This is a genomic window from Marinomonas sp. FW-1 (assembly GCF_005222245.1).
In the GTDB taxonomy this organism is placed as follows: Bacteria; Pseudomonadota; Gammaproteobacteria; order Pseudomonadales; family Marinomonadaceae; genus Marinomonas; species Marinomonas alcarazii.
In genome coordinates, this window is the sequence record NZ_CP025987.1 from 2,949,358 (window position 1) to 2,962,239 (window position 12,882).

15 protein-coding genes are annotated in these 12,882 nt (G+C 43.7%); 9 read left to right on the forward strand and 6 right to left on the reverse strand.

Annotated features, from left to right (window positions below; translation table 11 throughout):
• Window positions 1-8: 8 nt before the first annotated feature.
• From frr to rpsB, 4 genes are all read right to left on the reverse strand, one after another.
• Window positions 9-566 carry a ribosome recycling factor gene (frr, locus tag C1X04_RS13690; RefSeq protein ID WP_110577185.1) on the reverse strand — a complete coding sequence of 186 codons (558 nt, stop codon included), beginning with the start codon at window positions 564-566 and terminating at the stop codon, window positions 9-11.
• Between the two features lie 7 nt (window positions 567-573).
• On the reverse strand, window positions 574-1,296 hold the full coding sequence (gene pyrH / locus C1X04_RS13695; RefSeq protein WP_110577184.1) for a UMP kinase: 723 nt from the start codon (window positions 1,294-1,296) through the stop codon (window positions 574-576).
• A gap of 131 nt (window positions 1,297-1,427) precedes the next feature.
• Window positions 1,428-2,288 carry a translation elongation factor Ts gene (gene tsf, locus C1X04_RS13700; RefSeq protein ID WP_110577183.1) on the reverse strand — a complete coding sequence of 287 codons (861 nt, stop codon included), beginning with the start codon at window positions 2,286-2,288 and terminating at the stop codon, window positions 1,428-1,430.
• A gap of 85 nt (window positions 2,289-2,373) precedes the next feature.
• A complete protein-coding gene (gene rpsB, locus C1X04_RS13705) occupies window positions 2,374-3,108 on the reverse strand; it encodes a 30S ribosomal protein S2 (RefSeq protein WP_110577182.1) in 735 nt (244 codons plus the stop codon).
• 331 nt (window positions 3,109-3,439) lie between these two features.
• Between rpsB and map the strand changes: the two genes are divergently transcribed.
• The 5 genes from map (at window position 3,440) to C1X04_RS13730 (ending at window position 9,758) form a co-directional block, all read left to right on the forward strand.
• Window positions 3,440-4,297: a type I methionyl aminopeptidase gene (gene map / locus C1X04_RS13710; RefSeq protein WP_175404950.1), complete on the forward strand. Its 858-nt coding sequence runs from the start codon at window positions 3,440-3,442 to the stop codon at window positions 4,295-4,297.
• A gap of 85 nt (window positions 4,298-4,382) precedes the next feature.
• Window positions 4,383-7,076 carry a [protein-PII] uridylyltransferase gene (gene glnD, locus C1X04_RS13715; protein WP_110577181.1) on the forward strand — a complete coding sequence of 898 codons (2,694 nt, stop codon included), beginning with the start codon at window positions 4,383-4,385 and terminating at the stop codon, window positions 7,074-7,076.
• Window positions 7,077-7,082: 6 nt separating this feature from the next.
• Window positions 7,083-8,270: a succinyldiaminopimelate transaminase gene (gene dapC / locus C1X04_RS13720; protein ID WP_137170245.1), complete on the forward strand. Its 1,188-nt coding sequence runs from the start codon at window positions 7,083-7,085 to the stop codon at window positions 8,268-8,270.
• A 44-nt stretch (window positions 8,271-8,314) separates the two neighbouring features.
• Window positions 8,315-9,352 (forward strand): 2,3,4,5-tetrahydropyridine-2,6-dicarboxylate N-succinyltransferase, encoded by a 1,038-nt coding sequence (gene dapD, locus C1X04_RS13725; RefSeq protein ID WP_110577179.1) that lies wholly within the window; start codon window positions 8,315-8,317, stop codon window positions 9,350-9,352.
• A gap of 58 nt (window positions 9,353-9,410) precedes the next feature.
• On the forward strand, window positions 9,411-9,758 hold the full coding sequence (locus C1X04_RS13730; protein ID WP_137170246.1) for an ArsC family reductase: 348 nt from the start codon (window positions 9,411-9,413) through the stop codon (window positions 9,756-9,758).
• On the opposite strand, the gene C1X04_RS13735 is transcribed toward C1X04_RS13730, so the two are convergent.
• Complete coding sequence (locus C1X04_RS13735) at window positions 9,755-9,949, reverse strand: hypothetical protein (protein ID WP_110577177.1); 195 nt, start codon at window positions 9,947-9,949, stop codon at window positions 9,755-9,757. The two genes, C1X04_RS13730 and C1X04_RS13735, sit on opposite strands and share 4 nt — an antisense overlap.
• A 79-nt stretch (window positions 9,950-10,028) precedes the next feature.
• Between C1X04_RS13735 and dapE the strand changes: the two genes are divergently transcribed.
• Genes dapE through panD form a run of 4 tightly spaced genes read left to right on the forward strand, consistent with a single transcriptional unit; the run spans window position 10,029 to window position 12,275 of the window.
• The gene (gene dapE, locus C1X04_RS13740) at window positions 10,029-11,174 is read left to right on the forward strand and encodes a succinyl-diaminopimelate desuccinylase (RefSeq protein WP_137170247.1); all 1,146 of its coding nucleotides are present in this window, start codon (window positions 10,029-10,031) and stop codon (window positions 11,172-11,174) included.
• 57 nt (window positions 11,175-11,231) lie between these two features.
• Window positions 11,232-11,471 carry a hypothetical protein gene (locus tag C1X04_RS13745; protein ID WP_254682269.1) on the forward strand — a complete coding sequence of 80 codons (240 nt, stop codon included), beginning with the start codon at window positions 11,232-11,234 and terminating at the stop codon, window positions 11,469-11,471.
• Window positions 11,472-11,475: 4 nt separating this feature from the next.
• Entirely contained in the window at window positions 11,476-11,850 is a 375-nt protein-coding gene (locus C1X04_RS13750) for a hypothetical protein (RefSeq protein WP_110577174.1), read from the forward strand.
• Window positions 11,851-11,894: 44 nt separating this feature from the next.
• Window positions 11,895-12,275, forward strand: coding sequence for an aspartate 1-decarboxylase (gene panD, locus C1X04_RS13755; protein WP_110577173.1), 381 nt, complete (start codon window positions 11,895-11,897; stop codon window positions 12,273-12,275).
• Window positions 12,276-12,364: 89 nt separating this feature from the next.
• Here panD and tpx read toward each other — a convergent pair whose 3' ends face one another.
• The gene (tpx, locus tag C1X04_RS13760) at window positions 12,365-12,862 is read right to left on the reverse strand and encodes a thiol peroxidase (protein ID WP_110577172.1); all 498 of its coding nucleotides are present in this window, start codon (window positions 12,860-12,862) and stop codon (window positions 12,365-12,367) included.
• Window positions 12,863-12,882 lie beyond the last annotated feature (20 nt).

Sequence of the window (12,882 nt, forward strand, 5' to 3'; positions counted from 1 at the left end):
TCCTTCCATTAGATTTCCATCAAGTCTTTTTCTTTCGCAGCAAGACGCTCTTCAACAAGAGCAACATACTTGTCAGTAATTTTTTGAACTTGATCTTGTGCACGACGATCATCGTCTTCAGAAATCTCTTTTTCTTTCACTAGGTCTTTCAAAGAACTGTTCGCATCACGACGAATGTTACGGATGGAAATACGACCATTTTCCGCTTCATTCTTAGCTTGCTTAAAATAATTCTTACGCGTTTCCTCTGTCAGAGCAGGCATAGGAATTCGAATAAGATTACCATTTGTCGCTGGATTTAAACCAAGATCAGATTTCATAATGGCTTTTTCAATCTCAGGAACCAAGTTATTTTCCCAAGGAGACACACCCAATGTACGTGCATCTTCAACGGTAATATTCGCCACTTGGCTTAGTGGTGTCTCTGAACCGTAATAGTTCACTTTCACTGAGTCCAATATACTTGGGTGTGCACGACCTGTACGGATTTTTTTAAACGCAGATTCAACAGAAGCCACTGCTTTGCCCATACGGTCTTCTGCGTCTTTAAGAATTTCGTTAATCATAATTTCCTCACTTAATCAGTGTACCTTCACTGCCACCAACCATGATATTCACCAAGGCTCCGGGCTTATTCATATTAAATACGCGTATTGGCATAGAATGGTCACGAGTCAAACAAATGGCAGTTAAGTCCATAACGCCTAATTGCTTTTCAAGCACTTCATCGTAACCCAATGTATCATATTTCACGGCAGTAGGATCTTTCATAGGATCGGCAGAATAAACACCATCCACCTTTGTCGCTTTCATTACGACATCTGCATCAATCTCAATGCCGCGTAAACAAGCAGCAGAGTCAGTTGTAAAGAAAGGGTTCCCTGTACCAGCAGAGAAAATAAGCACATCACCTTCTTTCATCAGTCGCATCGCACGACGTCTGTCATAAGGCTCAACAATTCCTGTCATAGTAATAGCCGACATTACACGTGTTGCAATATTCGCTCGTTCTAACGCATCTCGCATTGCCAGTGCATTCATAACGGTCGCCAGCATCCCCATATGGTCGCCAGTTACTCGATCCATACCAGCCTGACTCAACGCCTGACCACGGAACAAATTACCGCCACCAATAACAATACCTACTTCAACACCAATACCACGCAACTGCCCTATCTCTAACGCAATGCGGTTTAACACTTTAGGGTCAATACCAAATGACTCATCGCCCATCAAGGCTTCGCCGCTTAGCTTAAGCAAAATTCTTTTGTATTTTGGACTCTTTTCTTTTGGCATATCAACCTCCGGCAATGATTTCATTTCTTGAATAACTGAGGTCAATCTAACCGACACTCATCGCACTCATCTTTCATAAAAAGGGGCAGTCAAGCTGCCCCTTTTTTTTCGCAAGACATTACAACTAGGAATTAACCTTTAAGTTGTGCTGCTACTTCTGCTGCAAAATCCACTTCAGCAACTTCGATACCTTCACCTACTTCAAGGCGAATGAATGAAGTAACGGTTGCGCCAGCGTCTTTAACTAGCTGACCAACTTTAACTTCTGGATTCTTAACGAAAGGCTGTTCAGTCAAGCTGTTTTCAGCCAAGAACTTCTTCATACGACCAACAATCATTTTATCAACGATTTCTGCTGGTTTACCAGCCATGTCTGGCTGCGCACGAACAATCTCTTCTTCTTTTGCAAGAACTTCAGCAGGCATATCTTCACCGTTAACAACGCGAGGAGATACTGCAGCTACGTGCATAGAAACATCTTTAGCCAATTCAGCGTCGCCGCCTTCAAGCTGAGTCAATACAGCGATTTGGCCATTACCGTGAAGGTAACCACCTACTAAACCGCCCTCAACGATAACAGCACGACGAGGTGTGATGTTTTCACCGATTTTTTGAACCAAAGCTTCACGAGCTTCAAGCATTTCGCCTGAAATCACTTTCTCCATGTCAGTTTCTTTCGTTGCAAACACAACGTCAGCTACTTTATTAGCGAAAGAGATGAAACCTTCGTCACGAGAAGCGAAGTCAGTTTCAGAGTTAACTTCAACCAAGACACCGTAAGATGCATCATCAGCTACACGCATAATGATTGTACCTTCAGCTGCAGTACGGCCAGCTTTTTTAGCTGCCTTCATGCCACTTGATTTACGTAGTTCTTCGATAGCCACTTCGATATCAGCGTTAGCAGCGACAAGTGCTTTTTTACACTCCATCATGCCTAGGCCAGTACGATCACGTAGCTCTTTTACCAATGCTGCAGATACTGCGGCCATGTTAAATCCTCTTTATACCAATTCAAATTTAAAAAAGGAGGCAAGACACCTCCCTTTAGAAACCAGAGTAAACTAGAAAGTTTACTTACGCTTCAGTTGCTTCGCTTACTTCAACGAATTCATCTGCAGTTCCAGCAGTCGCATTACGACCTTCAAGAACAGCATCAGCAAAAGCGCCTACGTACAACTGAACAGCGCGAATCGCGTCATCGTTAGCTGGGATGATGTAATCAACACCATCTGGATCACTGTTAGTATCGACGATACCGATAACAGGAATACCTAATTTGTTAGCTTCTTTGATTGCAATACGTTCATGGTCAACGTCAACTACGAACAATACATCTGGAAGGCCGCCCATATCCTTGATACCACCCATAGAAAGCTCCAATTTATCAAGCTCACGAGTACGCATCAAAGCTTCTTTTTTAGTCAGCTTATCAAAAGTACCATCGGACATTTGTGTTTCAAGCTCACGTAGGCGCTTGATAGATGCACGAATAGTTTTGTAGTTAGTCAACATACCACCTAACCAACGGTGGTTAACGTATGGCATACCAGAGCGAGCAGCTTGCTCTTTGATCGTTTTAGATGCAGCACGCTTAGTACCAACAAACAAAACCTTGTTCTTGTTTTCAGCCATTTTTTTAACAAGCTCAAGAGCGTTGTTAAGAGCTGGAACTGTGTGCTCAAGGTTAATGATGTGAATCTTGTTACGAGCACCGAAAATGAAAGGCTTCATTTTTGGGTTCCAGTAACGAGTTTGGTGACCGAAGTGTGAACCAACCAATAATAGGTCGCGCATAGAAACTGTAGGCATTTTACTATCCTTTAAATTTGGGTTGTTTATGCTTACCAGCTAAAAGCGTCAGTCATATAAGGTTTAAGGCAACCTAAGACACCCAAGACACTTTCTTTAATAGCGGCAAGATCGTTGATTTAAGTAATTTCACTTATTTCAGGCACAAGCCTGATAAGCCGGCGTTTTATACCACATTTAACCCCAAACCAAAAGACCTGAGCGTATTTTTTACACCCCATCATCTGCACGTTTTTTTCATTTAGAGAGGCGATTCTACCGCTCAAGTCATGTAGAATACTTCGCAACCCCGTTTCTATGTAGACATAAACCAAATTAAGACACGTGAATCATGAGCAACGAAATCTTAGAAAAAGTCGAAGCATTAACCAAAGATGGTCGAGTTGACGCGCCTAGCTGGACTCCGCGCCCAGCTTCAACGCGCTTCACAGACATAAGCGATATTGAAGGCATGCGCACAGCAGGCAAATTAGCCGCTGACGTTTTAGTGATGCTGGAAGAGTTTGTTGTTCCTGGTGTGACAACCGAACAACTAGATATTATTGCTCACAACTACATCATTAAAGAGCAAGGCGCCATTCCTGCACCTCTAAACTACCATGGCTTTCCCAAGTCCTGCTGCACATCAGTCAACGATGTTATATGCCATGGCATTCCAAATGATAAAGCCTTAAAAAAAGGCGATGTAGTAAACATCGACATCACTATCATAAAAGATGGCTACTATGGTGATACGAGCAAAATGTTCTTTGCTGGCCCAGCTCTTCCTCACGCAGAACGACTTGCAAAAGTCACGCAAGAGGCACTTTACCTTGCCATTGATATGGTTAAGCCTGGCGCCCGCCTAGGTGATATTGGCGCAGCCATTTCAGCCTACGCACACAAACACCACTATTCAGTTGTTGAAGAATACTGCGGACACGGCGTTGGAACGACCTTCCACGGCGAACCTCAGGTTGCCCATTATGGTACACCAGGTACAGGCGTGATACTGGAAGAAGGCATGACCCTGACGATTGAGCCAATGATCAACGCTGGCAAAAAACAAGTTAAACACACTGGACCAGACAACTGGATTGCAAAAACCAAAGACGGGCGACTGTCTGCACAATACGAACACACCTTGCTCGTTACTGCTGATGGCGTTGAAGTACTAACTCGTCGACCAGAAGAAACTCGCTTCTCATAAGAGAAGCGAGCTAATACATGATTAAATAATTCACGGCTGACTTCACAAACACCAATAACAACGATTCATTCTTCGAGGCTTTTGTATGGACTTCCCTGCTTTTCCAGACGCTCCGCCACTACTGACAACGGAAGAAAAAAACGAACTTTCCAAAACGGGCTGTTCGATTCCCCGCTACAAAGCCATTATTGAAGAAAAAACGAACAGCTATAATGACCTTTTTCATTCTCTATACCCCATTGAGAAACTCGTTAAAGGCCTATCCTGTCTTTATGACGAAATCATGCAGGCAGCATGGATATCTAAGGGATTAGACAACGAAGCTCATGTAAGCCTTGTTGCGGTTGGCGGATACGGTCGCGGAGAGCTGCACCCGAAATCAGACATAGACCTACTCATTCTGATCAAAAATGAAACACTGGCTCCCAAAGATAAAATAGAGTCATTCATCACCTTCTTGTGGGATATTAATTTAGATGTCGGCCATAGCGTCAGAACCATTGACGAATGCACCGAAATGGCAGCAAAAGACATCACGGTTATCACAAATTTAATCGAATCTCGCACATTGATCGGCCCTGATGACCTATTAGCCACACTCAAATTGCATGTAGATATCTCGCAAATGTGGGATGGACACTCTTTTTATCAGGCCAAGCTGGCAGAGCAAAAGCAGCGCCATGCAAAATACCAGAACACAGCATACAACTTAGAACCCAACCTAAAAGAATGCCCTGGTGGACTTAGGGACATGCAAGTGATCGATTGGGTTGCTAAACGTCACCTGCACACTAACAGACTTAGCGCCCTCATCGAAAAAGAGTTTTTGTCAGAAGATGAGTACATACAAATAAAGGGTGCCGTCAGCCATCTTTGGAGAGTCAGATGGGCTCTACACATGGTTGCAGGGCGCAAAGAAGATCGCTTACTTTTTGACCACCAGCGCACCTTAACCAAATTATTTGGCTTTGATGATGATGACCTGAAGCGCAACGTTGAACGCTTCATGCAAGGCTACTATCAGAGCGTTGCCGCCATCCAACAACTAAACGACTTGCTCCTTCAGCATTTCGAAGAATCTTTCTTAGCAAAAGACGCGGTAGATACAGTCGAAATCATTAACGATCACTTTCAAATTGCCAATGGTCAACTTGAAGCACGCTCTGCAACACTATTTAGCGACACACCTTCCAGCATGCTGGAGCTGTACGTTTTATATGGAGAGTATGAAAATATAAAAGGCATTCGAGCTAATACCATGCGACAACTTCGCGACAGTTTAGACTTGATTGACGACGACTTTAGAAATGACAAAGTCAATACAGACCTATTCCTCGACATCATTGCCAGTCGCTACAGACTGACAAGCATCTTAAGGTCAATGAAACACCTTGGACTACTAGGCAGATATTTGCCTGAGTTTGGCGCCATTATTGGTCAAATGCAGCATGACTTATTTCATATTTATACCGTTGATGCCCACACCCTTCAACTTGTTGAAAACTTGCGTCGCCTTTGGCTACCTGAGTTTAAGCAAAAGTTTCCGATTTCCGCACAAGCCATTCGACACATAGCAAAAGTTGAGCTTTTATACATAGCAGGCTTATATCACGATATCGCTAAAGGTCGTGGGGGAGATCATTCTGAGCTTGGCTGTGTCGATGCTCAAGCTTTCTGTGAACGCCATGGTCTATCCAAAAGGGATACTGAGCTGGTTGTCTGGCTGGTTCGAAATCACCTATTTATGTCGGTAACGGCTCAGCGCAAAGACATCTCCGACCCAGAAGTCATCTGGGAGTTTGCTAGCTACGTTAAAGACCAAGAGCACCTAGATTATTTATTTATACTCACCGTCGCCGACATAAATGCGACGAACCCAACGATGTGGAACAGCTGGCGTGCATCATTAATGCGCCAATTGTATCTGGAAACCAAACGCGCCCTTCGCCGCGGGCTGGATTTTCCTATCGATGCTGACATGATCAGCGATGAGCATAAACAACGAGCTTTAGAAATCATGATTGAGCGTAATGTCGATATCATGGAAGCAGAAAATATATGGGAAACCATTGAAGAGGAATATTTCATTCGCTCAAACGGTGACGAAATTGCTTGGAACACAGAGGCAATCTTACGCCATCGCCCAAGCGACAAACCTCTGATTGCCATCACCCCTCTGGGTGGACGCAATTTCTCTGGTGCCAGTAAAATTTTCATCTACACCCCAATTAGTAAGCACCTCTTTGCGGTAACCGCGGCGACTTTCGAGCAATTGGGCTTAACCATTTTAGATGCAAAAATAAGTCATACTAGTGACAACTACAGCCTAGATAGCTTTGTCGTGATGGACAGCAATGACAACGAAACCAACTTGCATCTAGACAAGGAACGTATCACCCTGATTCGCAAAACCTTGATGGAGCAATTAGAAACGCCTTCAATGTTTGAAAGTGTGGTACAACGCCATACACCAAGAATTTTGAAAATATTTAACTCTCCTTCAACCGCTCATTTTGTTAGCCAACCAGAAGAAGTATGGTCGGCACTCGAAATAACCGCTCCAGACAGACCGGGGCTATTGGCGTTAGTTGGACAGTTTTTTATGAACCACAACATCATGTTACACAAGGCTAAAATCGCCACTTTAGGCGAACGAGTAGAAGACACCTTTTACATCACGGATGAAAATGGTGATCTAATTACCGACCCTGATAACATGAATACTATCTGCGAACTTTTAAAAGAGAAAATAGATCGTTTCTCTCAAGCAATGGACTAAAGACAAATGAACCCTCTTATACATTCTTTGCACCCATACCCATTTCAGAAGCTCGCAGAGCTAATAGAAGGGTTAGCACCAAATCCAGAAAAGCCATTGATTAAATTAACCATTGGCGAGCCTCAACACGAAGCACCTGCGATTGTTTTAGACACCCTAGCCAAAAGCTTAGCTGGCGTAAGCAAGTACCCAAGTACAAAGGGGGAGCTCCCTCTTAGACAGGCAATTAGCAATTGGGCGACTAAACGCTTTAACCTCAAGGCGCTTAACCCAGACACAGAAATCCTGCCAGTAACAGGAACCCGTGAAGCACTGTTTGCTATCACACAAACACTGGTTGGTGAAAAACAGAACGCTCTTGTCGTCAGCCCAAACCCGTTTTATCAAATTTATGAAGGTGCAGGGATACTTGCTGGAGCAAAACTACACTTCCTACCCTGTGGAGCAGAAACAAACTACAGAGTAAATTACCAAGAAGTTAGTGATCAGGTATGGCAACAGTGTGAAGTACTGTTTGTCTGCTCGCCCAACAACCCAAGTGGCAGCATTACGACACTAGAGGAATACGCTTACCTAATAGAAAAAGCCAAAATCTTTAATTTCACCATTGTGGCAGATGAATGCTATTCAGAGATCTACTTTGGTGACCAACCACCTCTGGGCTTACTAGAAGCCTGCGATAAACTGGGTCACACAGATTATAAGCACTGCCTAATCTTCCAGTCTCTGTCCAAGCGCTCTAATCTACCTGGCCTTCGGTCAGGGTTTGTTGCCGGTGATGCCTCTATTCTTAAGCCATTTTTGTTGTATCGCACCTATCAAGGGTGTGCCATGCCGATTCACCATCAAGATGCCTCCATTGCCGCTTGGAATGATGAAGAGCATGTCATCAAAAATCGCCAAATATACACTCGCAAATTTGATTCCGTTTTGGAAATATTATCGCCTGTAATGCCTATCTCAAAGCCTGAAGCTGGTTTTTATCTCTGGCCTGAATTAAATATGACAGATGAAGAATTTTGCACCTCGCTTTATCAAGAAGAGTCAGTTTTAGTTTTACCTGGCAGCTATTTAGGTAGAGAGGACAACGGCCGCAATCCTGGTAGTAGACATGTTCGTATGGCCCTGGTTGCTGAAGAATCTGAGTGCGTTGAGGCAGCCAAAAGAATCAGAGACTTCCTCAGTCGTCGATAACACCCCTAACCCCTTTAGTTAAACAACTCAGTTGGAGAATAGACATGAGTAACACAATTTTCGCATTCGGACTTGGTATCGGTGCACAAAATAAAGAAGGCAACTGGCTAGAAGTTTTCTACCCAACACCAAGCCTTAACGTTGAAAAAAGCACGCTAGATGCTTTACTAGAAAGCACCAACTACGAAGGCGGAAATAGCACATTGGTACTTGATGAGGGCGACTTAAATCGTCTTCACATGAGCCTATTAAAAGCGGGAAACATTGAGCAAGCCGAGCTAGCTTCTCGCCTAAAAGCATCTACAAAGCCCGTTATCCTTTGCATACTTGCAACAGACGAAGCGCCAACCAATCCTGCTGAAGTGTATTTAAAACTGCAGCTTATTTCGCACCGTCTAGTACAACCGCACAACACCGTATTGGATGGCATGTTTGGCCTACTAATCAATACTGCATGGACAAGCGAAGGCCCTATCGATGTTCGAGAATTGGCTGATCGTCAGTTAAGCGCTCGCATGGAAGGACGCACAATAGAAGTATTCAGTGTTGATAAATTCCCTAAAATGTTGAACTTCGTCGTTCCTGCTGGCATTCGTGTCGGTGATGCTGCTCGCGTGCGTTTGGGTGCTCATCTAGCAGAAGGCACAACCGTCATGCACGAAGGTTTTGTAAACTTCAATGCAGGCACACTAGGCAACAGCATGGTGGAAGGACGTATTTCTGCTGGTGTAGTGGTCGGTAATGGTTCTGATCTTGGTGGTGGCTGTTCAACAATGGGCACATTGTCTGGCGGCGGCAACATCGTTATCGCCGTTGGCGAAAAATGTCTAATCGGTGCTAATGCTGGTATTGGTATTGGTCTTGGCGACCGCTGTATCGTTGAATCTGGTCTTTACATTACTGCTGGATCAAAAGTCGCTGTTTTGGATGAAAACAACCAAGTTGTATCAACAGTAAAAGCGCGCGAACTTTCTGGCCAATCAGACCTTCTATTCCGCCGCAACTCTGCTACTGGCGCAATCGAATGCAAGACAAACAAAACCGCTATCGAGTTAAACGAAGCGTTGCACGCACATAACTAATAACCACACCTAAAAGGCCATTTTGCGCAGATCAAAATGGCCTTTAACGGAATTTGCTATGATTACTATATTTGGTATAAAAAACTGCGATACGATGAAAAAAGCCTTTCGCTGGCTTGATGACAACAACCTTGAATACCACTTCCATGACTACAAAAAAGCAGGTGTTGATGAAACATTGGCCAAGGCATGGGTAAAGGCATTGGGTTGGGAAAACGTCATTAATAAACGCGGCACTACGTGGCGCAAGCTAGACGATGAAGTCAAAAACACAATAGACAGCGAAAAAGCAGTTAACATCATGCTTGCTCAGCCATCTATTATTAAGCGACCTCTATTAATGCTAGACAAATCAGAGTTTTTACTCGGATTTAATAGCGAAGAATACGCAGAAAAATTACTTTAATCAAAAGCAGGTGTGTAAATACGAGGCATTTCTTTTCGCTGTATGTCTGGCGTGACAGTTGGCACATAAGCAGAATTGGAGGTATCAGAACGTATCACAGGAACAAAGTACGATTCTTGAGTAACAGGCGGCGCAAAAAGACTGCAACCAGCTGAAATCAACCCTAAAAAAACAACAACACCTAACTTCATAAGCCCACCTTTATCCGAATCTCCTGTTATAGTAACAGGATCTTCTATAAGGTAGCGAAAACCAACACAAAGGTAAAGAATGTCAGACTTGTCCCCAACGCTAAAACTTGCCCTAGATCTCATTTCTCGCCCATCAGTGACACCAGTAGACGCCGGCTGTCAGGATCTAATGATTGAGCGACTAAAGAACATTGGCTTCGAGATTGAACACATGCCCTTTGGAGAAGTGAAGAACTTCTACGCAAAACGCGGAACTTCCGGGCCAAACCTGTGTTTTGCAGGCCACACGGATGTCGTGCCAACGGGACCAGAAACAGAATGGAAAATACCGCCATTCTCTCCTAGCATTGTAGATGGCATGCTTTATGGGCGTGGTGCTGCGGATATGAAAGGCAGCCTTGCTGCTATGGTGACAGCGGTTGAAGATTTTGTTTCTAAATACCCAGATCACCAAGGACAAATCTCTTTTTTGATTACCAGCGACGAGGAAGGTCCTTTCGTAGACGGCACAACCCGAGTGGTCGATGCGCTTATAGAACGAGAGGAAAAAGTTGATTGGTGTATTGTTGGCGAACCTTCCAGCACTAAAACACTGGGCGATATTATAAAAAATGGCCGTCGAGGCTCATTCAGTGGCGATTTAACCATATACGGAAAACAAGGCCACGTTGCATACCCTCATTTGGCAGAAAACCCTATTCATCTAGCTGCGCCAGCACTTGATGAAATGGCAAAAGCCCACTGGGACAACGGTAATGACTTTTTTCCACCAACAAGCTTTCAAATATCCAACATTCAGTCTGGCACAGGTGCAACCAACGTTGTTCCAGGTAAATTGAATGCTCAATTTAACTTCCGCTTTTCTTCTGAGCTGGACTTCGATGCGCTTAAAGCGCGCGTAATTGAGATCCTAGACAAGCACAACCTTCGCTATGACATCGAATGGACCTATAATGGTTTACCATTCTTAACTCGCCCCGGCGAACTTGTTGATGCCATTGTTGAGGCTGTTAAAACGACCGTCAATATCACCCCTGAATTATCGACGTCAGGAGGCACTTCTGATGGCCGATTTATCGCTAAAATGGGAACACAAGTTGTAGAACTGGGCCCTATTAACGCCACAATCCATCAAGTAAATGAGTGTGTTGATGCTGAAAGCTTAAATCAGCTTTCGACAATATACGCTCGTATACTTGAAAATCTTTTTACTGAAAAAAAGTAGCCTACAGGCAGAGCACCCATTCAATCCAACATGAAGAACGCCATACATAAATTAGCCATGAAACTGGGAAACAATCCTAGACAAGCACTGATCAAAATGATCCAAGGCGGTCTTGTGTTTGTTTTTGGGGTACTCATACTCATGGTTGCTGATCGCGTTATTGTAGAATCTCTCACACAAGAGATTATGGCGCTGTTTGGCTTGATTCTCGCTGGCTGCGGGGTGCTCTGGACTTTATTTGGCTATATATGCATGAGTGTTCTCAGGATTTACCACATGATCAACAAGAAGGATTAGAACGATGCAAGCAGATATTGAAATATATGTATTGTCCTGCCCGACAGAAAAAATCATATCTTGGCTAGAAAGCACTTTTACTATCATCGATAAAAGCAGCCCATCGTCACTCTGCACTAAAGTGACGATTGCCATAGACACTAATGAAATTGACGTCACCATTTTAGAACAAGCCGCAGGAAAGCGCTTCACCTCTGTCTGGTTTGACTCAGACAAAACCCCTTGGAAGGACGATATTGCTTGCGCCAAGCAAGCATTTGAAGCCCTTAACTGTGAAATACGTTGCAACTTTCAGGGATGGGAAGAAGAAGGCAACCAAGATCCAGACCAATGGTGGCGCATTAATAGCCACGAAGAAGGCCCTTTCATTTGGAATTAATGCGCTGCTCAAAAACAGCAATATATTATTAGAGATTTTTATACATGCAAATAACACTTCTAAAAGGCAAACTCCACATGGCCAGCGTTACTCAAGCTGAGCTTTGGTACGATGGTTCTTGTGCAATAGACAAAGACTTGGTTGAGCTAGCAGGATTCAGAGAGTTTGAACAAATAGACATCTATAACGTTGATAATGGTGAACGCTTTCATACCTACGTCATCCTAGCAGAATCAGGGTCAGGTACAATTTCCATGAATGGCGCAGCAGCAAGAAAAGTCCAAGTAGGTGATAGAGTGATCATCGCAGCCTATGGACAACTGGATGAAACTGAAGCCGATGAATTCAAACCTAAACTCGTCTATTTAAACAAAGACAATAGCGTAGAGCGCACCACCAACACGATTCCAGTACAGAAAGACTAATTTTATATCTACTTAAAAAATTACTTTCATGAAATACAAAAAAGCCCCTTCCAAAATAGGCAAGGGGCTTTTTTATATGCAACCGCAAATTACGCCAATGCGGCTAATGCAGCTTCATAGTTAGGTTCATCTGCTGTTTCAGCAACTTGCTCGGTATAAATGACAGTACCGTTTTCATCCAAAACAATCACAGAACGAGACAAAAGACCGGTTAACGGGCCTGTTGCAAAAGCAAGACCGTAATCTTTGCCGAACGTTGAACGGAAAGTAGAACCAGTATCGACATTATCAATACCTTCTGCACCACAAAAGCGCGCTGCCGCAAAAGGCAGATCAGCAGAAACGCAAATAACATTCACGCCTTTTAATGCTGCCGCAGATTCATTAAATTTACGAATAGACATGGCACAAGTCGGTGTATCAACCGATGGAAAAATATTCAAAACCAACTTAGCGCCTTGGTAATCGGCCAAAGTAGCTACAGACAAATCCGTTTTCACCAACTCAAATGCTGGTGCTGCAGAACCTACAGCAGGAAGAGTTCCAACGGTTTCAAAAGGATTACCTTTTAACGTAACAGTTGCCATACATACCTCTTAAATTAAAT

Coding starts and splice junctions, on each gene's coding strand:
- pyrH (WP_110577184.1), bottom strand. CDS start 1,296: ATGCCAAAAGAAAAGAGTCCAAAATACAAAAGAATTTTGCTTAAGCTA.
- tpx (WP_110577172.1), bottom strand. CDS start 12,862: ATGGCAACTGTTACGTTAAAAGGTAATCCTTTTGAAACCGTTGGAACT.
- rpsB (WP_110577182.1), bottom strand. CDS start 3,108: ATGCCTACAGTTTCTATGCGCGACCTATTATTGGTTGGTTCACACTTC.
- dapC (WP_137170245.1), top strand. CDS start 7,083: ATGAACCCTCTTATACATTCTTTGCACCCATACCCATTTCAGAAGCTC.
- tsf (WP_110577183.1), bottom strand. CDS start 2,288: ATGGCCGCAGTATCTGCAGCATTGGTAAAAGAGCTACGTGATCGTACT.
- C1X04_RS13735 (WP_110577177.1), bottom strand. CDS start 9,949: ATGAAGTTAGGTGTTGTTGTTTTTTTAGGGTTGATTTCAGCTGGTTGC.
- dapE (WP_137170247.1), top strand. CDS start 10,029: ATGTCAGACTTGTCCCCAACGCTAAAACTTGCCCTAGATCTCATTTCT.
- frr (WP_110577185.1), bottom strand. CDS start 566: ATGATTAACGAAATTCTTAAAGACGCAGAAGACCGTATGGGCAAAGCA.
- C1X04_RS13750 (WP_110577174.1), top strand. CDS start 11,476: ATGCAAGCAGATATTGAAATATATGTATTGTCCTGCCCGACAGAAAAA.
- map (WP_175404950.1), top strand. CDS start 3,440: ATGAGCAACGAAATCTTAGAAAAAGTCGAAGCATTAACCAAAGATGGT.
- panD (WP_110577173.1), top strand. CDS start 11,895: ATGCAAATAACACTTCTAAAAGGCAAACTCCACATGGCCAGCGTTACT.
- glnD (WP_110577181.1), top strand. CDS start 4,383: ATGGACTTCCCTGCTTTTCCAGACGCTCCGCCACTACTGACAACGGAA.
- C1X04_RS13730 (WP_137170246.1), top strand. CDS start 9,411: ATGATTACTATATTTGGTATAAAAAACTGCGATACGATGAAAAAAGCC.
- dapD (WP_110577179.1), top strand. CDS start 8,315: ATGAGTAACACAATTTTCGCATTCGGACTTGGTATCGGTGCACAAAAT.
- C1X04_RS13745 (WP_254682269.1), top strand. CDS start 11,232: ATGAAACTGGGAAACAATCCTAGACAAGCACTGATCAAAATGATCCAA.